Origin of the sequence: Streptomyces sp. NPDC088725, from assembly GCF_044751305.1 — a bacterium.
In the GTDB taxonomy this organism is placed as follows: domain Bacteria; phylum Actinomycetota; class Actinomycetes; order Streptomycetales; family Streptomycetaceae; genus Streptomyces.
In genome coordinates this window covers 415,628-437,037 of sequence record NZ_JBIVLO010000002.1, presented here as the reverse complement: position 1 = coordinate 437,037, position 21,410 = coordinate 415,628, and the positions used below count along the sequence as shown (strand labels likewise).

Here is a 21,410-nt window from a genome sequence, read left to right as displayed (position 1 = left end):
CTCCAGCACCTCAGGGACGACATGACCCAGCATCTCGCTGCCCCTCGCACCGGTACCACCGCCGCCTCCGGCGGCCACACGGAAACCCCGGGCCACCGCACCGGATGGTGGCAGGACGCGGTGATCTACCAGGTCTACCCACGCAGCTTCGCCGACGGCAACGGCGACGGAATGGGTGACCTCGACGGGGTACGCGACCGCCTCCCGTACCTCAAGGAGCTGGGCGTCGACGCCGTATGGCTCAGCCCGTTCTACGCGTCACCGCAGGCGGACGCGGGCTACGACGTGGCCGACTACCGCGCCATCGACCCGATGTTCGGCACCCTGCCCGCCGCGCAGGCGCTGATCGCGGACGCCCACGGGCTGGGGCTGCGCGTCATCGTCGACGTCGTACCGAACCACTCCTCCGAGCAGCACACGTGGTTCAGGCGCGCCATCGAGGAGGGACCCGGCTCGCCGATGCGGGAGCGCTACCACTTCAGGCCCGGCAAGGGCGACGGCGGTGAACTCCCGCCCAACGACTGGCCGTCCGTCTTCGGCGGCCCCGCCTGGACCCGGACGACCGATCCGGACGGTACCCCGGGCGACTGGTACCTGCACCTTTTCGCGCCCGAGCAGCCCGACTTCAACTGGGAACACCCCGCGGTCGCCGAGGAGTTCAGGTCCATCCTGCGCTTCTGGCTGGACCTGGGCGTCGACGGCTTCCGCATCGACGTCGCCCACGGCCTCGTCAAGGCGCCGGGCCTGCCCGACATCGGCGGCGGGAAACTCAGGCTGCTCGGCAACGACATCATGCCGTTCTTCGACCAGGACGGTGTGCACGAGATCTACCGGAGCTGGCGCCAGGTCCTCGACGCGTACGCGGGCGACCGCATCGCCGTCGCCGAGGCGTGGACACCGACCGTCGAGCGCACCGCCCACTACGTACGCCCCGACGAACTGCACCAGGCCTTCAACTTCCAATATCTCAGCACCTCGTGGGACGGACCCGCGCTGCGCGAGGTCATCGAGACCTCGCTCGCCGCGATGCGTCCCGTCGGTGCCCCCGCCACCTGGGTGCTCTCCAACCACGACGTGACCCGGCACGCCACCCGCTTCGCCGGCCCGCCCGGCGTCGGCACCCAGACCAGGGAGGCCGGCGACCGCGTACTCGGCCTGCGCCGGGCCCGCGCGGCGACGCTGCTGATGCTCGCGCTGCCCGGCTCCGCGTACCTCTACCAGGGCGAGGAGCTGGGCCTCCCGGACGTCACCGACCTGCCGGACGAGGCCAGGCAGGACCCGTCGTTCTTCCGGGCGGACGGTCAGGACGGCTTCCGCGACGGCTGCCGGGTGCCGATCCCCTGGACGCGAGCGGGGGAGTCGTACGGCTTCGGCGCCGGAGGCAGCTGGCTGCCGCAGCCGGCCGGCTGGGCGGAGCTGAGCGTCGAGGCGCAGACCGGCGACCCCGGCTCGACCCTGGAGCTGTACCGGTCGGCGCTGGCCGTGCGCAGGCGGCAGCCGGGGCTCGGGGCCGGATCCTCGGTGGAGTGGCTGGACGCGCCCGAGGGCGTCCTCGTCTTCGCCCGCCCCGGCTTCGTGTGCACCGTCAACACGACCGGCACCGCCGTACGGATCGGCGCGCACGGCCGTCTGCTGCTGGCGAGTGGTCCCGTGACGGAGAACGGCGCCGACACGGACCTGCCCCCGGACACGACGGCGTGGTGGGCGGTCTGACCGTCCCCACCGCTGTCGTCGCACCACCCGTTCATCCGCTCACCCGCACAGCTCACCCGCACAGCTCACCCGCACAGCTCAACCGCACGGCTCACCCGCACCGTTCATTCGCACCTCCCCCCCATCAGTGCAGGAGGAACCATGGCCCGCAGATCCCTGGCCCTCGCGCTCGCCCTTGTGGCGGGCGCGAGCGCCCTCGCGATACCGACCGGGACCGCCCAGGCGGTCCCGCCCGGCTCCAAGGACGTCACCGCCGTGCTCTTCGAGTGGCGCTTCGACTCCGTCGCCAAGGCGTGCACGAACACCCTCGGCCCGGCCGGTTACGGCTACGTCCAGGTCTCGCCGCCCCAGGAGCACATCCAGGGCAGCCAGTGGTGGACCTCGTACCAGCCGGTCAGCTATCGGATCGCGGGCCGGCTCGGCGACCGTGCCGCGTTCACCGACATGGTCAACACCTGCCACGGGGCGGGCGTCAAGGTCGTCGCCGACACCGTCATCAACCACATGGCGGCCGGCGACGGCATCGGCACGGGCGGCTCGTCGTACACCAAGTACGACTACCCGGGCGTCTATTCGGGTGCCGACATGGACGACTGCCGTTCCCAGGTGAGCAATTACCAGGACCGCGCCAACGTGCAGAACTGCGAACTGGTCGGGCTCGCGGACCTGGACACCGGCGAGGAGTACGTACGCGGCAGGATCGCCGGGTACCTCGACGACCTGCTCTCGCTCGGCGTCGACGGCTTCCGGATCGACGGCGCCAAGCACATGCCGGCCACCGATCTCGCCAACATCAAGAGCAGGCTGACCGATCCGGGCGCGTACTGGAAGCAGGAGGTCATCTACGGCGAGGGCGAGGCGGTCTCGCCCACCGAATACACCGGCAACGGCGACGTACAGGAATTCCGCTACGCCCGGGGCCTCAAGCAGACGTTCCTCGACGGCAGCCTCGCGTCGCTCAAGAACTTCGGCGAGGGCTGGGGCTTCATGCCGAGCGGTCAGTCCGCCGTCTTCGTCGACAACCACGACACCGAGCGCGGCGGCGACACCCTCAATGACAAGAACGGTGCCGACTACACGCTCGCCGGTGTCTTCATGCTGGCCTGGCCGTACGGATCTCCGGACGTCCACTCCGGGTACGAGTTCTCCGACCCGGACGCAGGTCCACCCAACGGCGGTACCGTCAACGCCTGTTACAGCGACGGCTGGAAGTGCCAGCACGCCTGGCCCGAGATCGCGTCCATGGTCGGCTTCCGCAACACCACACGCGGCGAGGCGGTCCGCGACTGGTGGGACAACGGCGGCGACCAGATCGCCTTCGGCCGCGGTACCAAGGGCTACGTCGCCATCAACCACGAGGGCGCGGCGCTGACCCGGACCTTCCAGACCTCGCTGCCCGCCGGCGGCTACTGCGATGTACAGAGCCGGACGAGCGTGACGGTCGACGGCGCGGGGCAGTTCACGGCGACGCTCCCGTCCAACACCGCGCTCGCACTCGACACGGATGCCAGAAGCTGCTGAAGTCCGCCCGTCCGAAGCGCACTTCAGGCTTTCTCTGATGAGATCCCACCACGGGTAACGGCCATCGGCCCCGCCCGGGCCGGACCGTTTCCGTGGTGGGGAACCTTCCATTGGTGACGACCAGTGTCGCGAAGATCCGCCGGACACAACGCCTGACTCGCGCGCTTCAGGGCCCAGTTGGCCTCCGAATCGTGACCTGATCCTTTCCTGGATCACCGTGTGAAACGGCCGCTGGAGGAAAACTGGTAGGTATGCCGTCCACCGACGTGAAATCTGAAGAGAGCCAGGCCGCGCAGCCCGCGCCGCGCATGTCCTGGTGGAGCAAACTGCCCCTCGCGATCCTGGTCGTGCTGGCACTGTTCTTTGTCGGCAGCCGACTTGACCTGTTCCCCGGGTTCGACGACCTGTTCGGCAGCGAGAACCACGACCGCACCGGCCCGACGCTGCTCCAGTCCATCCAGGACCTGGACCGGTACGAGGCGGCCTCGGGCAACTTCCAGGTCGTGGTGGACCTGGAGAAGGACGCCAAATACCTGCCGGACGCGATCCGCGGCAGCCGCACCCTCTACGTCGGTGCCGGCACCGTCGGCGCCTACGTCGACTTCGGCAAGATCACCGACGACAAGGTGCAGGTCAACGAGGACCGCACCACCGCGACGCTGCACCTCCCGCACGCCCAGCTCGGCAAGCCGGCGCTGGACGCGGACCGTTCGTACGCCGTCTCCAAGCAGCGGGGACTGCTCGACCGGCTCGGCGACCTCTTCTCCGACAACCCGGGTGACGAGCGCGCCGTCAACCAACTCGCCGCCAAGCACATCGGTGAGGCGGCCAAGGACAGCGAACTGACCTCACGCGCCGAGAAGAACACCACCAGCATGCTCCAGGGTCTGCTGCACTCCCTCGGCTTCACCCAGGTCTCCGTCGTCTACGCCTGAGCCGTCCGCGACCGAGGCCTCCACGGCCGAGTCCTCCACGGCCGAGCCGGCCGTCCCGGCGGTCCCACCGGACGGACCACGCGCGGCCCGCGTCCGTTACGCTCCCGGTCCATGAGCGCATCAGACCAGGACGAGCCCGTGGACACGCCGATACCGGAGCGCACGGGCCTGACCCCGAGGCAGGCCCGTGGGATCAGCGTGGCGGTGGCGTCGCTGCTGCTGGCCGCGATGGCGACGGTGCTCGCGATACGGCTGGGGGAGCGGACGTCGGTCCTGGTGGTGGGGGTGTACGGGCTGGCGATGATCGTGTGCGGCCTGGTGATCGAACTGAGCCGCAACGGGCGTACGCGGCTGGCCACATGGCTGTTGGCGGCGGACGTGGTGGCGGCGGTGTGCGGGGACTGGCTGCTGCCGTAGCGCCGTCCGGCGGCCCCTTCGGCTCGCGGACGCAACACCGCTCAGCGCAGTGCCTCCGTTCGCGTGCCGGTCGTCGTCACACCGTTCAGCGATGCCCGTGCTCCCGGTTCCGTCCGTACCGCCAGCAGCGGGCCCTTCGATTCGGCCCTCACCGTGCCGGTCACGGCCAGCGCGCGGAACTGCGGGCTGCCGCCTGCCAGGAGGTACCAGTGTCCGGCGTGCGACTTCCACAGCACCCCGGCCAGCACCTGCGGCTCGCGTTCGCCGCACGCTGTCGAGTCCTCCGCCTTGGCCGCGAGCGCGCCCTGCTTCTTCGACGGCTCCTGGAACTGCGCGAGCACCCGGCTCCCCGGCCCTCGCCAGGTCTCCGCGCGGGTGCAGACCCAGCCGGCCGTGCCGTTGGCCTCGGGCAGTGACTGACGCGCGTACGTCCAGGAGTTGACGGAGCGCACGCCGTCCGCGCGGAGCGCGAGCAGCATGCAGGCCGTTCGGGCCCAGGTCGCCCGGTCGGCCGGTGAGGACACGTCCGCCGGAGCCGACGGGGGCCCTGACGTCAGCCGTGCGGGGGCCAGTTCACCGAGGTCGGTGAGCAGCCGTTCGGCGGTGCCGTCGCGGACCTGGAGGGTGTCCCACGACCCGCAGCCGCCGGCGAGCGCGGGGCTCGGCATCGGGTCGGTCACCCCGTCCGCGTCGCGCCGCAGCGGCCGTACGGAATCGTCGCGCAGATCGCGTACGGACGTGCCGCCGATCCAAGGCGCCGTCAGATAACGGACGTTGTCGTCCGAGCGGCTGACGACCAGTGCGGCGGACGTGGGGCCGTCCGCGTCGTCGACCCGCGCGAAGTCCAGCGCCACCGGCGCGCCGCCGCGCGCGGACGGCGCCATCGACTCGGCGTAGCGCACCACCCGCAGCCCGTCGTGGAAGAGCACGGCCCTGGCCCCGTCGACCGCACCCGCGTACAGGAGTTGGGGCGGCCCCATGGGCGGGCCCGACGGGGTGCCGGGCGTCGCGGAGACCTCGCCCGCGCCGTCGGACCAGGCGGTGAGCGCTCTGCGCAGCAGTGCGTGGTCGCCGGTCAGCGGTCCCCGAGCGGGCCAGACGGAGAAGTCCGTGCGCGCGGAGGTCCGCCACGCGCCGGGCGCGGACCGCAGGACCTTCGCCGGGTCGAGCGCGGCCTCGGCGGCGGGGTTACGGGCGTACGGGCGCGCCGGTGCGGCTCCCGGCAGCCCGAGCAGCGTGCCGCAGACGAGGACCGCCGCCGTCGCGGCGAGCGCGGCCCTGGTGAACTGGCGGCGGCGCAGCAGATCGGAGGGACGGGCCTGGAGCGAACAGGGGTCGAACTCGGGGGAGTACAGCAGGCCGACGGCGTCCGCCGGCTCGACGGCGTGCGCGTCGGCGAGCGCCGCGTCGGGGTCGTCGGCGCCCGCCGAGACGAGTACGTGCCGTACCTCGTCGTCCGGCAGCTGTTCCAGGCCGCGCAGTGCGTACGCGGCCCTCGCGGCGCCGGAGAGCCGCGAAAGCATCTGGTCCAGGGCGAGTTCGTCGGCGCCACCGGAACGCGGGAAGAGCCGGAGCCCCCACACGCGCGGCAGAAGCGGCGGCAGCCGCGCGGCTCCCGACCGCCCCGCTTCGAGCGCCTGGCGCAGCACCCGGCCGCGGACGAACACGTAACTCCGGTTCCGCGCACCACGCGGCCCGGGGATCTCACACGCCGTCCGCCGGCGCGGAAGCGCGCGCTGCACGAGCGCGTGCGCGGTCAGCACACGGCGGTTGCGGCCGAGAGAGGGCGGCAGGACGAGGTAGGCGATCCGTACGAGGCGGGTGTAGTGCTCGACGAGCGCCGCTTCGGCCTGTTCCACACCGATGGTGTCGGCGGGGGCGGCGGCGGTGACTGCTTCGGGTGGGCGCACTACCGGCAGAACGATTGGATCGTCCGATGGTCACCCGGGCGTCTCGGAACGGGGCCTGACCGGCGCACCTTCGCGGCCCGGGAACGCCTGGCGAGGCGCCGTGGCCGTCGTCGCCCGCCCGCCGGGCAGTGCGGGACAGCACCTAGACTGCGTTGGTTCGACGGCAAGGCAGGGCGGCGGAGGAGGGCGACGGTGGCGACAGACGGCGGTGGCTTCGAGGACCCGCCCGCCGAGGTACTGACCGCGGCGGCCGCGGCGTTCGGACTGCTGGCCTCGCCCGCCCGGTTGCACATCGTCTGGGCGCTGGCCCGGGGGGAGAGCGATGTGACGCGCCTCGCGGAGCGGGTGGGCGGTTCGCTGCCCGCCGTCAGCCAGCACCTGACGAAGCTCAAGCTGGCAGGTCTGGTGCGCTCCCGGCGGGAAGGACGCCGCCAGGTCTATCTGGTCGACGATCCCGATGTCGTGACCGTGGTGGGGCTGATGGTCGGGCAGCTGACCGAGCGTGCCAGCCGGCCGTCGGACCGTATCCGTGGCCTCGGCACCTGAGAGCCCCCCGGTGCCCGGCGCGGCTCCGGCTGTCGCGGCGACCCGCGGGACAGCGCAGGACATGTACGGGTCGCCCGGCGGCGCGTCCCAGGACATGACAGCGCTCACCACGCTCCAGACGTTGCGCCGGCTGAACAGCGGACCCCGCGGGCTCGTCGAGGCAGAGGCCGAGGAGCGCCTTGCCCGGTCCGGCGAGAACACGGTGTCGGCGTGGCGCACCGCCTCCTGGCCACGTCTTTTCCTGCGCAGCATGCGGGACCCGTTCACCCTGGTGCTGTGCTGCCTCGGCCTGGTGTCGGCCGCGGTCGCCGCCTGGGACACCGCCTGCGTGATTCTGATGCTGGTCGCGATCAGCTGTGCGCTGCGCGCCACCGGAGAACACCGGGCCGACCGGTCGACGGCGGCGCTGCGCGAACTGGTGGCCGCCACCGCGACCGTGCTGCGCCGCGCCGACGAAGGCGCCCAGCCACTGGCCCGCGAGGTCCCGGTCGACCAGTTGGTGCCTGGCGACGTGATCCGCCTCGGACCCGGTGATCTGGTGCCGGCCGATGTACGGCTGCTGCGCGCCGGCGGCCTGAGCGTGCACCAGGCCCCTCTCACCGGCGAATCGGCGCCCGTCGCCAAGCATCCGGTCGATGCGCCGGGGCCGCCGGATCGCGGCTTCTTCGAACAGCGCCACCTGTGTTTCCAGGGCAGCAGCGTGGCATCGGGCAGTGGAACCGCGCTGGTCCTCGCCACCGGAGCGCGCACACGGCTCGCCGCCGTCCGCGGCAGTCCGGGACGGCACGAGGCAAGCGCGTTCGACCGGTCGGTGCACTGGGTCGCCTGGGTGCTCATCCGGTTCATGCTGCTGACTCCGCCCCTGGTGCTGATGGCCAACGCCGCGCTGCGCGGACGCGGCCTGGAGACGCTGCCGTTCGCGGTGGCGGTGGCGGTCGCCCTGAGCCCGGAGATGCTGCCGGTCGTCGTCACCACCTGTCTGGCGCGCGGCGCGTCGCTCCTGGCCCGTGCCCACGGAGTGATCGTCAAGCGGCTGCCGGCCCTGCACGACCTCGGCGCGGTCGATGTGCTCTGTCTGGACAAGACCGGCACCCTCACCCAGGACCGCCCCGTTGTCGACCGCGCCCTGGACGCGCAGGGCCGGGACGATCCCGAGGTGCTGCACTGGGCGGCGCTGAACGCCTGGTGGACGCTTCAGCTCGCGGACCTGCCCGCGATGGACGTGCTCGACGAGGCGATCCTGGAAGGGGCCGACGAGGGTGCGCTGTCCCGGTACGAGGGCGTCTCCGCGCTTCCCTTCGACCCGGTACGACGCCTGGCCGCCGCCGTCGTACACCGGCACGGCCGGCTCGGCGTCCACACCCTTGTGGTCAAGGGGGCCGTCGAGGACGTACTGGCGCGGTGCGCGCTGGACGACGACGACCGGGACCGGTTGCTCTCTCTCGCCGCCCGCGAGGCGGACCGGGGGCTGCGGCTGCTCGCTGTGGCCGTCGCCGAACGCTCCGCGGGGCACGGCCGTCGCACACCGGTGGACACCGGCGGCCTCGATTTCCTCGGTCTGCTCACCTTCCGCGACGCGCTCGCGCCCACCGCTGCCGACGCCCTGGCAGTCCTCTCCCAACGCGGCGTCGCGGTCAAGGTCCTCACCGGGGACCATCCGGGCACCGCGGCGCGTGCCTGCCGCGATCTGGGCCTCGATGTCGGCGACGTACTCACCGCCGACCACATCGACGCGCTCTCCGACACCGAACTCGCCGTCCAGGCCGGGCGCACCCAGGTCTTCGCGCGCTGCACTCCCGAGCACAAGGCCCGGATCGTCACCGCACTGCGCGGTACGGGGCACACCACCGGGTTCCTGGGCGACGGCGTCAACGACCTGCTCGCGCTGTACGCCGCCGACGTGGCGATCTGCCCGCGCGACGCCGTGGACGTGGTGCGGGAGAACGCGGACGTGGTGCTCGCCGACAAGGACCTCACCGCGATCGGCTGGGCCATCACAGCGGGACGGCATTCCAGCGGCAACATGACGACCTACTTGCGGCTGACCCTCTCCTCCAACCTCGGCAACGTCATCGCGATGCTCACCGCGGGGCTCCTGCTGCCGTTCCTGCCCATGCTTCCGGCCCAGGTCCTGACGCAGAACCTGTTCTTCGACGCCGCCCAGCTCGCCTTCGCCTACGACCGGCCGGACAACGCCGTACTGCACCGGCCCACGGTGCTGCGTCCGCGTGAACTCCTCTGCTTCATCACCCGGTTCGGCCTGCTCAACGCCGTCGCCGACATCGCCACGTTCGCGGTGCTCGGGCTGGCTCCGCACGGACCTCTCGGCACCCGGGACGACGCGGTCTTCCACTCCGGGTGGTTCACCGAGAACCTGTTCACCCAGGCGCTGGTGATGCTGCTGCTGCGCACCGGCCGCCGTGGTGCCGAGGGCCGCCCGCCGGGCCCGATCCTCGGTGCGGCCGCTGCCCTGGCCACGATCGGCGTCCTGCTGCCGCTGACCCCGCTGGGCGGGACCCTCGGCATGACCGCGCTGCCGCCCCTGTACTACCTGCTGCTCGCGGCCGTACTCGGCCTGTACTCGGTGGGGCTCGCGGCGGCCAGGGCCCGCTATGAACGGCGTCGTGCCCAGCCGGACGTGGCGGTGGGCCGTCCGGAATGACGGCGCCCGGGCCCCGCGTGAACACCCCCCGTGGTGGCAGGGGCACTGGCACCGCGGTCCCGCGCCCGGCGCGGGCCCTTCGGCCGGACACGGCCGCGTGTGCGCACCACGCCCTCGTGCCGCTCGCGGGCAACCCGGACGAAGACGGCGCCTTACGGCCGGCGCGTCACCAGTCGCCGCCGCCGAAGTCGCCCCCGCCGGAGTCGCCCCCGGCGTCCGAACCGAATCCGCCGCCGAAACCGCCTCCGAAGTCGGACGAGTTGAAGTCCGCGCCGGAGAACTCGCCGCCCTCCGGCAGGCCGGCGACGGACGCCGCCTCTCCCGCGCCCGCGAAGGCGGCGGGAGCGCTGAGCAGGCTGCCCAGCACGGACCCGACGGCCAGACCGCCGAGCACGCCGCCGACACCGCCGAAGTAGCCTCCCGCCCACGGCGCGTAGGCCGGGCCCGCGTTCCAGTACGGCTGCGGCCCCTGCGCGGTGTGGACCATCCGTGACTCAGGTGTCCCGCCGGCCTGCACCTGGGCGGCGTCCGTGGCACACGCCGGTACCGGGCGCGTCGTCCCGCCGGCCGGTGCCCACGGGACATCGGCGACCGACGGACCGTGACGCGGATCGAAGAAGCACGGCACACGCCGCTCGGGCAGCGGGGCCCCTGAGCGCCGCGAGGCCAGGGTGGCCAGAGCGAAGCGGCCACCGGCGAGCGTCTCGGTCACCGGCGCCACGTCCTGTGGCCCGGTGGCCGCCGACAAGAGTGCTTTGGCCTGGTCGTACGCGTCCAGGGCGCGCGTGTAGTCGTCCCGCATCCCGTCCGTGGCGCCGGGCTCGGACGGAGCGAAGTCGAGGCGGTCCAACTCCTCGCCGAACGCGGTGATGTCCTCGTCGACCACCACCCGCAGCGCCGCCAGTTCGGCGCGCTCCCGCTCCTCCCGCTTCTTCCTCGCGCGCCGGGACAGCGCCCACACGCCGCCGACCGTGCCCGCGATGACCAGGCCTCCGACAACCAGGCTGCCGGTACCGGGACCGGAGCCCGCGTCGCCGGTGGCGTCCTGCCAACTGTCCGGGGCCGCGCCGCCGGCCTGGCCGAGGGCCTGGTCGACGAACGTATTCAGCTGCGCCTGCGGGTCGGAGGCGTACGAGCGCTTCACCGCGCCCTTGAGGTGGTCGACCGCGCTGTTCGGCATCACCTGCCGGTCGGCGCCCGCGTTGAAGCCGTCGCCGAGGCGGACGGCGTACACCCCGGTGATGCCGGTCAGTGTGCGCAGATCCGACAGCAGGGTCTGGGGCGGGTAGTCGGCGGACTGGGGCAGGACAGCCACGAAGACCGGCTTGTCCGCCTTCCTGATCTTCTCCGAGAGTTCGCGCGCCGCGGTCTTCGACAACTGGCTCTCGGCCCGCGCGTCGACGTACACCGGACCCTTCTTGAACGCCTCGGCCACAGCGGCGGGACCGGCGGCGGTGTTCGCGTGGGCGGCCTGAGGCGCGAGGATGCCGAGCAGTACCGCGAGCAGCACCGGGACTGCCCGGACCGAACGGCCGGCGAGATCGGCCCGTGATGAGGCGGGCATAGGAAATGCCTCCTTGACGGAGTGGGGGCGAGGGAGCGTCGTGTACGGATGAACGTCTCCGCGACCGGATGCCGTCCTACCGTCCCCCAAACCCTCCAACTCGCAGGCGGGAAAAGGCACTTCCACTTTATAGTTGCGCAACGCGGCAAGCGTCCGCGGGTGCGGAGGGTCAGGGGCGCGGCGCTGTCCGGCAGGTGAGGGCCGGATGAGCGCGTCACGCCGGGGAGAATCCGGAACGGCCCGGGCGGCGCCACCCCCGCTCGTCCGGTGGCGAGGAGCGGCGCCACCGGCGGCCGGACGCCCTCGCCCGGCTCGGGCGCGCCGGGATCACGGGCTGGCCACGTCGAACCCGTATCTCAACGGCTCGCTCTTCACTTTCCGGTCGCGCCGGTAGATGTGCAGGGCCTCGGCCCGTATCCCGCTCTGAGAGCCCTCAATGACACACGGGCAGGTCACCTGGAGCACTCCTGGCCGATCGGTCACCCGCACCCGCAGTCCGTCAGCAGGTCCACCCGAGAGTACGGCGGTCTCCCAACTCGTCGCATCATTCGTGTTCATGAGAACACTTTAACGGTTGCGCAATTGAATAATCGTCATTCGGTCGCTGATCTCCGCGGCCCGTCCAGGGCGCGCTCGGCCTTGAGCGCCGTCCGCGGTGCTTCGGTGTCATGTCGATGTTCCTTCAACAGGCCGGAGACGGTCTGCTCGCCCTCGGTGGTCTGTCCCACGGAAGACGCCGCGTTGAACGATGACGGGGCGCGAGGCCGGAATGATGACGGGGCGCGAGGCTGGAATGTCGTACGTAGCGCCACATCCCGGCACCCGGTGATGGCACCTGGTGATCGTGGCGATCGCCTTCGCCGTGCTGTTCGGCCGGCAGGAGCTGCCGGGGGCGTTCGCGCCGTTGCGAAGCCGCCGGCGGATCGTCGGGAGTGCCGGTGCCGGTGCCGACCGTCACTGACCGGGCACCGGCTGCCGGGGCCGCGTACCGGTCAGGGGGCGTACTTGTAGCCGACCCGCCGTACGGTCTGGATCGTACGGCGGTGCTCCGCGCCGAGCTTGCGGCGCAGCCTCGCCACGTGCACGTCGACGGTGCGTCCGTCGCCCACATGCCCGTAGCCCCACACCGTGGTCACCAACTGGTCGCGGGTGTGCACCCGGTGGGGGCGCGCCACGAGATGGGCGAGCAGCTCGAACTCGAGGTAGGTCAGATCCAGCGTCCGCCCGTCCACGAGCGCGGTCCGCTCCGCGCCGTCGATCCGTACGGGCCCCGTACCGGCCGGTGCGGCACCCGCCGCGTTCGCGTCGTCGGGGACGTACGGGGTGGACGCGGCGAGCACGGCCGCGGCCTGGTCGGCCGGTACGAGTACGAGGTAGCCGACCATCGGCGGCTGCCCCGGCAGAGTGGGCAGTGTGTGCTGGGGCGCGGGCAGCCATGTGGCGCCCGGCGGCAGGAAGTTCACCACCTGCCCGGACGGGACACCGGCGGTGTCGGTGGTCTCGTCGCGGTCGACAGCCCGCAGCCGGTGCCTGCCGGGACCGGCCGGCACGCCATTGAGCGGGGAGAGCGGGGAGAGCGGGGAGAGCGGTGTGCGCGGGCCGGGCGCAGTGGCGGCGGCCGCGGTCGAGAAGGAACGGGGATTCGCCATGAGGGGTCAGCTCTTTCGCGCGAAGGAAACGTCGGATCGACGGAACGGACGTGAGAAGGCCGGACGTACGTCGTTCGCGGCGGCCGAAGGCCTCGAAGGAGGCTTTAGAGGGCCGACGCGTTCCTCGCGTGGCAACACACCCGGTCGAAGTCGTGATGCTGCCGGGACGGCCAGAACGGCTCCAGGTCGACGCGACCCGTCGCGGTGTGCTGGAAGCTGGCCATGACCCCATTGAAGCAGATACCTCGCGGCCGCAGCAGGCGAGTTCGGTTGTCGTGTGGACCGGGGAGCGTGACGGGCCGCACAGCGCAGGGGCAGGCCGTCGCACGATGGCTGCCCCGGGCAGGTGAGCCGGGCAGGACGGGTCCATTCAGACCCGGCGGCTGCCCGTTTCCCGGCCGTGAACCGCGTGTTACGCAGCTTTCTTTCGTTCCGCCCGCCCCCGTACCGCGAGAAGGCGGCACACTGATCGGCATGAGCAAGCTACGAATCGGACTCCTCGGCACGGGCCCCTGGGCCGAGCGGGCGCACGCCCCCGCCCTCGCCGCACATCCCGGCCTCGCGTTCACCGGCGTCTGGGGGCGGCGCCCCGAGGCCGCAGAGGCCCTCGCCACCGCGCACGGCATCACCGCCCACTCGGGTGAGGACGGACTCGACGCGATCTTCGCGGAGAACGACGCCGTCGCCTTCGCGCTGCCGCCGGACGTTCAGGCGCCGCTCGCGGCACGCGCGGCTGCCGCCGGCTGCCACCTGCTCATGGACAAGCCCGTCGCGACGACCGTCGAGGGAGCCCGCGAGGTCGCGGACGCGGCGGCCGAGTCGGGCGTCTCCTCCGTGGTGTTCTGCACCCTGCGGTTCGCGGCCGACAGCGCGCGGTGGATCGACGAACAGGCCTCCAGGGGCGGCTGGTTCACGGCCCACGCCCACTGGCTCGGCGCGCTCTACGGCCAGGGTGCCGAAAGCCCCTACGCGGCCTCCCCCTGGCGCCGCGAGAAGGGCGGCCTGTGGGACGTGGGACCGCACGCGCTGTCCGTTCTCATCCCGCTGCTGGGCGATGTGACGGACGTGACGGCCGTCCGTACGGAACCGGACCTGACCCACCTGGTGCTGCGCCACACCTCGGGCGCGTCGAGTTCGGCGGCGCTGAGCCTGAGCGCGCCGAAGGCGGGCGCGGGTACGGCGGTTCAGCTGCGGGGCGAGCACGGTACGACCGACATGCCGACCGGCGGAAGCACCCCGGTCGCCTCGTTCGAGGCGGCGATCGACGGCCTGCTGGAGGCGGTCCGTACGGGACGTCCGCACGACTGCGACGTACGGTTCGGGCTGCGGCTGACGGAGATCCTGGCCCAGGCCGAGGAGCAGGTGGCCGCCGCTCCGAAGGACTGACGGAAACGGCGCGCCCGCCGCGCCCGGTGTGTCCGGGCGCGGCGGGCGCGCGTCGTACGGCGGGAAGCCGTGCGGGGACCCCGCGGTGGAAAGAGCGGGACCGGCAGGCCGGCCGGTCAGAAGCTCATGCTCCACCTGTCGAGGTATCCGGCGCTGGCGGCGAAGATGCCGGGAGTGGCGTCCTCGACCCGCAGCTTCCAGGTGCCGTTGGCGGGGACCGCCGAGGCGTCGACGGTGAACGTCGCGTGCAGCTCCGTACCGGTGTCCCAGACGAAGTCCTTCACCAGGATCACCGTGCCGTCCTCGCTGACCAGGTTGATCAGCTGACCGCCGATGAAGTCGTGGTGGAGGTCGACCGTGATCGTGAGATCGCTGGAGGCGTTGCCCTCCCGGCCGGTGACGATGAGCGGTGACTCAAGGGTGCTCCAGGCCGGGAGTTCGTACCGGTCGGGGTTGACGAAGAAGTCGCCGCCGGAGGCGAGCACGGTCCAGACGAACGGGAGCGTGAGCGTTTCCGCCGCCCCGTTCCTGATGGTGACGGCCGCGTCGAAGTCCCCGGCCGTGGTCGGCGTTCCGGAGATCAGGCCGGTGGTGGTGTCGATCGACATGCCGTCGGGCAGGCCGGTGGCGGAGTACGTCAGGCTGCCGGGCCGGGTCGACGTCGCCTCGATCTGCCGGCTGGTCGGCTGGCCGACGGCCGAGTCGCGGGCCGACGGGTCCTTCGCCGCGATGTGGTTGACGTAGCGGGCACCGACGTTGACGGCCGCCCAGGCGTTGCCGACACTCTCGTACGCGTCGCTGGTCTTGCCGAACAGGTCGGCCGCGGCCTGGAGGGTCGCGGTGCGGGCGCCCGCGTAGTCGGTCTTACTGGTCATGTAGAGGGTCAGCGCCCGGTACCAGACGTTGGTGGCGTTGTGCAGTCCGAGACCGGCGACCGGCTTCTTGTCGTAGGTGGGGCTGTCGTAGTCGACACCGTTGATGGTCTTCTTCCCGCTGCCCTCGGCGAGCAGGTAGAAGAAGTGGTTCGCCGGACCGGAGGCGAGGTGCGGGTTGAGCGTCTTGGTCTCGGGGGACCAGTAGTCCTGGGACGTGCCCTTCTCCACCGAGGCGTCCTTGGAGGGCTCGTCCATGTAGCGCAGCGGCTTGCCGGTGCCGCGGACGTCGTCCAGTTCGCCGATCGTGTAATCGGGCACATCGGTCGGGCTGTTGGCGAAGAACTCCACCGCCGTGCCCATGATGTCGCTGGTGGCCTCGTTCAGGCCGCCGGCCTCACCCTCGTAGTCCAGGTCCGCGGTGGCGAAGGTGACGCCGTGCGTCATCTCATGGGCGGCTATGTCGATCGAGGTCAGCGGCCGGTCGTTGGTCAGACCGTCGCCGTAGGTCATGCAGAAGCAGAGATCGTCCCAGAAGGCGTTGGCGAATCCGTCGCCGTAGTGGACGCGGGAGTACGCGCCGACGCCGTTGTTGGCGATGCCGTTGCGGCCGAACATGTCGTGGTAGAAGTCCCACGTCTTCTGCGCGCCGTAGGCCGCGTCCACAGCAGCCGTCTGGCGGTCGGCCGATGTCCCGTCGCCCCAGACATCGTTGTCATCAGTCACCAGTACGCCATTCCCACCCGGGGTCAGGTCGAACGTCTGGTGGCCGCCGCGCTGTGCGTCGGTCAGCTCGAAGTGGTCGCCGTTGCGTACGGAGCCGACCTGTACCTTGCCGCTGTACTGGCTGTTGCCGGTGCCGGCGTGAATCTGCTCCAGGCTCTGGAGCTGTTCGCCGCTCGTGGCGTCGGTCACGACGAGCAGGCTGCTCGGGGTGCCGTCCTCCCGCACTCCGGTGACCGTCGACTCCCAGGCCAGCGTGGGCTTTCCGTCGCCCATCCAGACGACGAGCCGCGGCGCTCCTTCCGGGGCGGCCTCGTCGGTCTTCGCCGTCTCGGCGGCGGTCATGGCCGACTTCTTCGCCGTCGCGGCGGGGACGGCGGCCTTGGTCGTCGGTACCGAGACCCGGGCCTGCGACGCCTTGGTGACGGTACGGGCGGCGGCGCGCTCGTGGACGACCAGGTCGCCACCGAGGACGGGAAGTCCGGCGAACGTGCGCTCGTAACGGGTGTGGACGGTGCCGTCGGCGTCCTTGACGACGTCCTTCGGTATCAGCTTCTCCTGATCGCCCAGCTTCAGCGAACGGGCGGTGGCCGTACTCGCGTCGGCCGCGGCCTTGAGCAGCTTCTCGCGCTGTGCGGGCGACAGTTGGACGGCGGCGGCGCCCGGTCTGGGCTGGGCCGCTATCTGTCTTGGCGCTCTGTCCGTGCCTGCCTGGGCCGGGACGGCGCCCGAGGCGGGGAGCGCGGAAACGAGGAGCGCGGCCACGGTGACGGCCGCGGCCGTCACGGCGCGTCCGCGCGCGGAGCCTGTGCGACGGGACCGGCGAGGCTCATGAGGTGACGTAGCCCTGGTGGTGAAGAGGTTGTTCGACACTCCGGCAGCTCCTGATGTCCGGCCGCGTGCGATGACGACGGCCGGTGAAGACGGGGCGGGGGATGGGTGGGACGACGCGCGGACCGGGCCACATCCTGGGGCGGTGTGACGGTTCGTGCGGTGCGGTGATCGTTTCAGCGGGAGATGTCGTTGTCATTACAGCGGGAATCGTTGTCCGAAAGTCGGTTAACTGTTCAACCGCTCTGTGCTCGCAAGCGCTTGATCACGTGCGCCTTTACGTGGCCGCAACACCTTGTTGGGTGATCGTGGGGGCGATTTCAGGCCACGTCTGTGGAATGTGGCTGACGTGTTGCGCAACCGAAGCCCGCCCTGCGGTACCGGCGGGCGTCTCCCGCTTCTCCTCAAACCCCTTCTGGCCAGGGGCGATTGTCAGTGGGGAGCAGTAAAATGGAGGGAGTTCGTGAGGGACCAGCCACGACCGATCACGACAGTCACCGTGCCAGGAGGTCGCCGATGTCCGTTGCCGCAATCACGACAAACCCCTCCAAGACCGCACCGCCGACCGAGCGCGTACCACTGCCCGCCGGACAGCCCCGTGAGTGGTACGAAACGCACAACCGCAGGCTCAAGGCCATGCGTCTCGCCATCGCCCTGCTCGACGCGGGCGTGTACCACCCGTGGAACGCGGACGACCGGCGCATAAGGAGCACCGCCGCCCGGATCGGAATCCACCCGCCGTCCGAGACGACCTGCCGCATGGTGCGCGCACTGATCCACTGATCCACTGAACACCGGCGCGCGGCTGGGGCGTACGGGCCGTGTACGCGGTCCCGAGGGCGCGGGCCGGCGCGCGGGCGGAGCGTACGGGCCGGTGCGGCCGGGTGAGTTGATCCGGCCGCACCGGCCCGTCGTCAGTCGCGGCCCCGCCGTACGTGGTCCCCCAAAGCGCGCTTACGTGGCCCAGGGAGTGCGCGCCGCGCCGGGACCCGTATGCCGGCGCCAGCACATCTCGCCGCCGTGCCACTCCTCCGTGGGCACCAGCCCGGCCGCCGCCGCGACGGCAGCCGACGCGCGGTTCTCCGGGTGGACATGGGCGACGAAGGTCCGTACGCCCTGCTCCTCCAGCCCGCGCACCAGCCCCCGTGCGGCCTCGGTGGCGAAGCCCCGCCCCTGCCACGGCATTCCCACGACCCAGGCGATCTCGGCCAGGAGACCGGAGCCGCCCGGCCTGTCGTCACGCCCGACGTCACTGCCGGCCGTCGCGCCACCCGGAGCGGGACGGATCGTCGCCTGCACCGTGCCCGCCAGGCACTCCTCCGCCCGGACCTCGATCACCCAGTTGCACCAGGAGACCGCCGGGTCCGGCGAGCCCGCCGTCAGACGTGCGTACCGCGCGCGCAGTTCGTCGAGCGTCTCCGGCGCTCCGCCGATGAAGGTGTGCAGGGCGGGGTCGGACAGGACGGCGGCCATCTCGACGGCGTGCCCGGCACAGAGCGGCAGGAGCGTCAGCCGCTCCGTGTCGAGAGGCTCCGCATGGATCAGGCGCGCGGTCACGGGTTGTCGCGCGCGGGCGCCGGGTCCGGATCGTCCGACCTGGCGGCCGCGGCCCACGGCGCGACGGCGACCGCGTGCAGACGGCCCTGCCTGAGCGCGAGATGCGGCAGCGAGACACCGAACTCCTCGGTGATGGCGGCCAGCGCCTCGTACTCGTCATCGGGATCCAGGGCCGCACCGCCGTCGACGGAGCCGGGGAACAGGTCCTGCGGATCGAGGGAGGGCGGTATCGTCCCCCACCGCTCGATCTCGCCGCCGCGCACCGTGAAGCCGTACGCGCTCCGGCCGTCCTCCGCGCAGGAGAAGTGGAACGCGCTCGGCGACTCAGGACGGCCGGCGATCTCGCACCACACCGTCACCGACCGGGTGCCCCGCGACACCGCCTCTCCCGGACCGGCCGGCCGGCCCTGCGGGAAGGGCTCCATGCGGTCCTCGAAGAGGAAGCTCCATCCCGCTCCGCCGGACCCGGCGCGGGCCACTGTCACCCCGTCGAGCCGGTAGCGCAGGACGTCCGCCGTGCTGGACGGCGGCAGCAACGGCCCCTGTCCCATCCGTCCCGCCAGGTCTTCCGGTGAGACACCGTGCACGAGCACGAAGCGGTAGTCGCCGCGCTCCGGGTCCTGGTCGGCCAGCCATTCGAGCCCGTCCGACACACCGTCCTCGTGCGCCTCGTCATCCGGCCCGCCGTCCGTGTCCCCGGCCGTCCCGCCGTCCTGTTCCAGACCTTCGGCGCGGGGCGTCTCCAGGATGTACCGGCCGCGCTCGGGAGTGATCACCCCGCCCAGGATCGGATCGGCGAGCAGCCCGATGGGGGCCACATGGCCGCTGCCGTACGGTTCCCACCCGCCCACGGCCGCCGCCATGGTCCGCCACGCGGCGTCGGTGTCGCCCCAGCGCGCCTCCTCGCGGGCCGCGCCGACGGCCTTCCCGAAGGCCCCGGCCGCCTCGTACGCGAACGTACGGTCCCGTACCGCGCGCAGCACGGTCAGCGCCCGCTCCCGGTCACCGGCCGGTACGCCGGACCGTTCTCCGCCGGCTCCGGGGCCGGGAACCGGCAGGAACGACTCCTCGTCGCCCCCGGACCGCAGGTGCTCCCGCGCGGCGAGCGGCAGGAACTCCTTCACGTACCAGGGGTCGTCCAGCCGTCCGAGCCGTCCGCAGTCAGCGGCTTCCCGGCTCGCGTCGGCGTCCGGCAGCCCGCCGTCCAGCAGCGCGGTCAGCTGGAGGCGCAGTTCACGGGCGTGCGGCCTGCCGTGCTCCTCCGCGTCCCTGAGCACGTCGAGCTGGTCGTCGACGTCCTCACCGGCGAGGCAGGCCAGCCGTGCTTCCTCCACGTCCGCGTCGAGGTCGCGCGTCGTCTCGTTGACGAAGCCCGGGACGGCGCTGTTGGCCCGGTGGAACTGCCGGAACAGTGCCTGCATGAGATCCATGAACGACTCGTGGCGCTCGGGCGGTCGACCACCGTCACGACAGATGTACGCGGCCCACTCCCCGTCCGCGTTCACATCGCCGGGGTCGAGGAGCAGGGCGGTCCCGTCCGATTCGAGCGTCAGCCGCAAGGACCGGTCCCGCACGCCGGCCGTCAGCGGTTCCCGCTCCGGGGAATCGCCGGACAGGGCGGGCCCGCCGGGCTCCTGAAGGTCAGGGGCGTCCCGGTACCAGCCGACGCCTCCCGCCCTGCCCATCAGCCGGACGTGGGGCCCGGCATGGCGCCAGCCGTCGGTGGTGGCCAGAAACGAACGATAGGTCGGCGGGAGCGCCGCGCCCAGCCGCTCTTCGAGCGCGGTGATCACCTCCGCCCGCACAGCCGGGAACCCGAGCCACCGCTCCCGCAGGCTGTCCTCGTCCGCGCCCTTCCCCTCCCGCGCGCCGGGCGAATCCGCCCAATCCGCACTCCATCGTTCAAGGAAGGGACGCCAGTTGTAGATCTTCATGCGCTCATGGTGCCAGCGACCACCGACAACGGCTCCGCGCAGTCGCGGAACCCGTCAGGTCCCGGCCACTCACGCGGCCGGCATGGTCCAGACAGGCCCAGGGCCTAGTGGAAGCGATCCGGGCGGCAGCCTGACAGATCCGGCTCGACGGTTCCGTCGACCAACTCCCGCGCGACCAGGCGGCCCACGGCGGCGGCGAGCGTGACCGCCGAGTGCATGACCGCCACGTAGAGGCCGGGGACCTCGGCGACCGGGCCGACGATCGGCTCATCGTCGGCCGGCATCGGGCGCACTCCGAGCCGGGTGCTGAGCAGCTCGACGCTCCCGGCGTCACGGAAAGTGGACCGGACGGCGGCAAGCGTCCGCTCGGGCGAGTCAGCGGCGGCGATCAGCCGGTCCGGGCCGACCTGCCGAAGATCGAAGTCCTCGGTGTTGACCACGGTACGGACCAGACCGGCCGGGGCGCGGAGCCGGAACAGCGGCGACGACGACGGTTCGACCGGGACGCGCACGCCGAGCGACGCGCCCAGCGCGGCCGTGGCAACTCCGGCCGCCAGCACCACCGTCGCACCGGAGAGGGGTCCTGCCGCCGTCTCGACCCCGGCAATCCGGCCCGCTGTATCCCGGCGGACCGCGGTGACCGGCGTGTCCAGATGTACCCGGGCTCCACGGGCGCGAGCGCCCGCGACGAGCCGCTCGGTCACGCCCACCGGGTCAACAGCGCCGTCACCCGGCGCCCAGACGGCCCACTCCGGAGGCTGCCGAAGGGTGGGTTCGATCGTCGCCGCGGTGGCCGCGTCCACGATCGTCTGCCCGGGTCCTGCGTCCGGCGCGCTGTCCTCCCTGTTCCAGCTCAGCGAGCCGGACCAGGTCACCGGGAGCCCCGGCAACTCGGCCCCGAGCCGGTGGTACTCCGCCGTCGCGATGGTCCGCAGCCCGGCGGCCGGACCCTTACGCACCCCGGACGATCCGATCCAGGCGAACGAGTCCGCCGTCACGCCGGCGCCCGGCCGTCCGGCGTCGACCAACGTCACGGTGGCGCCCGCCCGGGCGGCGTGACAGGCCACCGACGCGCCGACAATGCCGGCGCCGACGACGACCAGGTCCCCGCTCACCGATGAGTTCATCACGGTCACGACCCTAGCGTCCGCCCGCGGCCTGGCGGGCCGACGACCGATGCCCGCCGACCG

The 21,410-nt window shown here is 72.0% G+C and carries 15 protein-coding genes and 1 pseudogene; 8 read left to right on the top strand and 8 right to left on the bottom strand.

The features are described from left to right. Positions 1-21 precede the first annotated feature (21 nt). From ACIP6N_RS05830 to ACIP6N_RS05815, 4 genes and pseudogenes are all read left to right on the top strand, one after another. A complete protein-coding gene (locus ACIP6N_RS05830; protein ID WP_401813180.1) occupies positions 22-1,713 on the top strand; it encodes a glycoside hydrolase family 13 protein in 1,692 nt (563 codons plus the stop codon). Between the two features lie 141 nt (positions 1,714-1,854). Further along, a pseudogene (locus ACIP6N_RS05825) lies at positions 1,855-3,231 on the top strand (alpha-amylase family protein); the annotation flags it as partial. 254 nt (positions 3,232-3,485) lie between these two features. Next, positions 3,486-4,169, top strand: a complete 684-nt coding sequence (locus tag ACIP6N_RS05820; RefSeq protein ID WP_401813178.1) for a DUF4230 domain-containing protein — start codon at positions 3,486-3,488, stop codon at positions 4,167-4,169. A 111-nt stretch (positions 4,170-4,280) separates the two neighbouring features. Beyond that, positions 4,281-4,586 (top strand): hypothetical protein, encoded by a 306-nt coding sequence (locus ACIP6N_RS05815; RefSeq protein WP_401813176.1) that lies wholly within the window; start codon positions 4,281-4,283, stop codon positions 4,584-4,586. 41 nt (positions 4,587-4,627) lie between these two features. Here the strand turns inward: ACIP6N_RS05815 and ACIP6N_RS05810 are convergent, their stop codons facing one another. Then, positions 4,628-6,496 carry a hypothetical protein gene (locus ACIP6N_RS05810; RefSeq protein WP_401813175.1) on the bottom strand — a complete coding sequence of 623 codons (1,869 nt, stop codon included), beginning with the start codon at positions 6,494-6,496 and terminating at the stop codon, positions 4,628-4,630. 192 nt (positions 6,497-6,688) lie between these two features. Here ACIP6N_RS05810 and ACIP6N_RS05805 point away from each other — a divergent pair, with 192 nt between their 5' ends. Together ACIP6N_RS05805 and mgtA are read left to right on the top strand one after the other, a co-directional pair. Next, positions 6,689-7,042, top strand: coding sequence for an ArsR/SmtB family transcription factor (locus ACIP6N_RS05805; RefSeq protein WP_401813173.1), 354 nt, complete (start codon positions 6,689-6,691; stop codon positions 7,040-7,042). Positions 7,043-7,103: 61 nt separating this feature from the next. Next, the gene (mgtA, locus tag ACIP6N_RS05800; RefSeq protein ID WP_401813172.1) at positions 7,104-9,704 is read left to right on the top strand and encodes a magnesium-translocating P-type ATPase; all 2,601 of its coding nucleotides are present in this window, start codon (positions 7,104-7,106) and stop codon (positions 9,702-9,704) included. A 166-nt stretch (positions 9,705-9,870) separates the two neighbouring features. Here mgtA and ACIP6N_RS05795 read toward each other — a convergent pair whose 3' ends face one another. The 3 genes from ACIP6N_RS05795 to ACIP6N_RS05785 form a co-directional block, all read right to left on the bottom strand. Next, on the bottom strand, positions 9,871-11,268 hold the full coding sequence (locus tag ACIP6N_RS05795) for a hypothetical protein (RefSeq protein WP_401813171.1): 1,398 nt from the start codon (positions 11,266-11,268) through the stop codon (positions 9,871-9,873). 327 nt (positions 11,269-11,595) lie between these two features. Further along, positions 11,596-11,826 carry a hypothetical protein gene (locus ACIP6N_RS05790; RefSeq protein WP_401813170.1) on the bottom strand — a complete coding sequence of 77 codons (231 nt, stop codon included), beginning with the start codon at positions 11,824-11,826 and terminating at the stop codon, positions 11,596-11,598. Between the two features lie 434 nt (positions 11,827-12,260). Then, positions 12,261-12,917: a winged helix-turn-helix domain-containing protein gene (locus tag ACIP6N_RS05785; protein WP_401813169.1), complete on the bottom strand. Its 657-nt coding sequence runs from the start codon at positions 12,915-12,917 to the stop codon at positions 12,261-12,263. Positions 12,918-13,391: 474 nt separating this feature from the next. Here ACIP6N_RS05785 and ACIP6N_RS05780 point away from each other — a divergent pair, with 474 nt between their 5' ends. Then, positions 13,392-14,303, top strand: a complete 912-nt coding sequence (locus tag ACIP6N_RS05780) for a Gfo/Idh/MocA family protein (protein ID WP_401813167.1) — start codon at positions 13,392-13,394, stop codon at positions 14,301-14,303. Between the two features lie 116 nt (positions 14,304-14,419). On the opposite strand, the gene ACIP6N_RS05775 is transcribed toward ACIP6N_RS05780, so the two are convergent. Next, positions 14,420-16,684 carry a M4 family metallopeptidase gene (locus ACIP6N_RS05775; protein WP_401813166.1) on the bottom strand — a complete coding sequence of 755 codons (2,265 nt, stop codon included), beginning with the start codon at positions 16,682-16,684 and terminating at the stop codon, positions 14,420-14,422. Positions 16,685-17,245: 561 nt separating this feature from the next. Here ACIP6N_RS05775 and ACIP6N_RS05770 point away from each other — a divergent pair. Beyond that, positions 17,246-17,512 (top strand): hypothetical protein, encoded by a 267-nt coding sequence (locus ACIP6N_RS05770; protein ID WP_401813165.1) that lies wholly within the window; start codon positions 17,246-17,248, stop codon positions 17,510-17,512. A 171-nt stretch (positions 17,513-17,683) separates the two neighbouring features. Here the strand turns inward: ACIP6N_RS05770 and ACIP6N_RS05765 are convergent, their stop codons facing one another. The 3 genes from ACIP6N_RS05765 to ACIP6N_RS05755 all read right to left on the bottom strand — a co-directional run bounded on the left by ACIP6N_RS05765 (position 17,684) and on the right by ACIP6N_RS05755 (position 21,347). After that, positions 17,684-18,286, bottom strand: coding sequence for a GNAT family N-acetyltransferase (locus ACIP6N_RS05765; RefSeq protein WP_401813163.1), 603 nt, complete (start codon positions 18,284-18,286; stop codon positions 17,684-17,686). Next, positions 18,283-20,220: an SMI1/KNR4 family protein gene (locus ACIP6N_RS05760; RefSeq protein ID WP_401813162.1), complete on the bottom strand. Its 1,938-nt coding sequence runs from the start codon at positions 20,218-20,220 to the stop codon at positions 18,283-18,285. Before ACIP6N_RS05760 ends, ACIP6N_RS05765 begins: the two co-directional genes overlap by 4 nt. 104 nt (positions 20,221-20,324) lie before the next feature. After that, on the bottom strand, positions 20,325-21,347 hold the full coding sequence (locus ACIP6N_RS05755) for an NAD(P)/FAD-dependent oxidoreductase (RefSeq protein WP_401813510.1): 1,023 nt from the start codon (positions 21,345-21,347) through the stop codon (positions 20,325-20,327). Positions 21,348-21,410 lie beyond the last annotated feature (63 nt).

What these genes read in the sequence shown, in the direction of transcription:
- ACIP6N_RS05830 (WP_401813180.1), top strand. Translation starts at nt 22, where the DNA reads ATGACCCAGCATCTCGCTGCCCCTCGCACCGGTACCACCGCCGCCTCC.
- ACIP6N_RS05820 (WP_401813178.1), top strand. Translation starts at nt 3,486, where the DNA reads ATGCCGTCCACCGACGTGAAATCTGAAGAGAGCCAGGCCGCGCAGCCC.
- ACIP6N_RS05815 (WP_401813176.1), top strand. Translation starts at nt 4,281, where the DNA reads ATGAGCGCATCAGACCAGGACGAGCCCGTGGACACGCCGATACCGGAG.
- mgtA (WP_401813172.1), top strand. Translation starts at nt 7,104, where the DNA reads ATGTACGGGTCGCCCGGCGGCGCGTCCCAGGACATGACAGCGCTCACC.
- ACIP6N_RS05795 (WP_401813171.1), bottom strand. Translation starts at nt 11,268, where the DNA reads ATGCCCGCCTCATCACGGGCCGATCTCGCCGGCCGTTCGGTCCGGGCA.
- ACIP6N_RS05790 (WP_401813170.1), bottom strand. Translation starts at nt 11,826, where the DNA reads ATGAACACGAATGATGCGACGAGTTGGGAGACCGCCGTACTCTCGGGT.
- ACIP6N_RS05785 (WP_401813169.1), bottom strand. Translation starts at nt 12,917, where the DNA reads ATGGCGAATCCCCGTTCCTTCTCGACCGCGGCCGCCGCCACTGCGCCC.
- ACIP6N_RS05780 (WP_401813167.1), top strand. Translation starts at nt 13,392, where the DNA reads ATGAGCAAGCTACGAATCGGACTCCTCGGCACGGGCCCCTGGGCCGAG.
- ACIP6N_RS05770 (WP_401813165.1), top strand. Translation starts at nt 17,246, where the DNA reads ATGTCCGTTGCCGCAATCACGACAAACCCCTCCAAGACCGCACCGCCG.
- ACIP6N_RS05760 (WP_401813162.1), bottom strand. Translation starts at nt 20,220, where the DNA reads ATGAAGATCTACAACTGGCGTCCCTTCCTTGAACGATGGAGTGCGGAT.
- ACIP6N_RS05755 (WP_401813510.1), bottom strand. Translation starts at nt 21,347, where the DNA reads ATGAACTCATCGGTGAGCGGGGACCTGGTCGTCGTCGGCGCCGGCATT.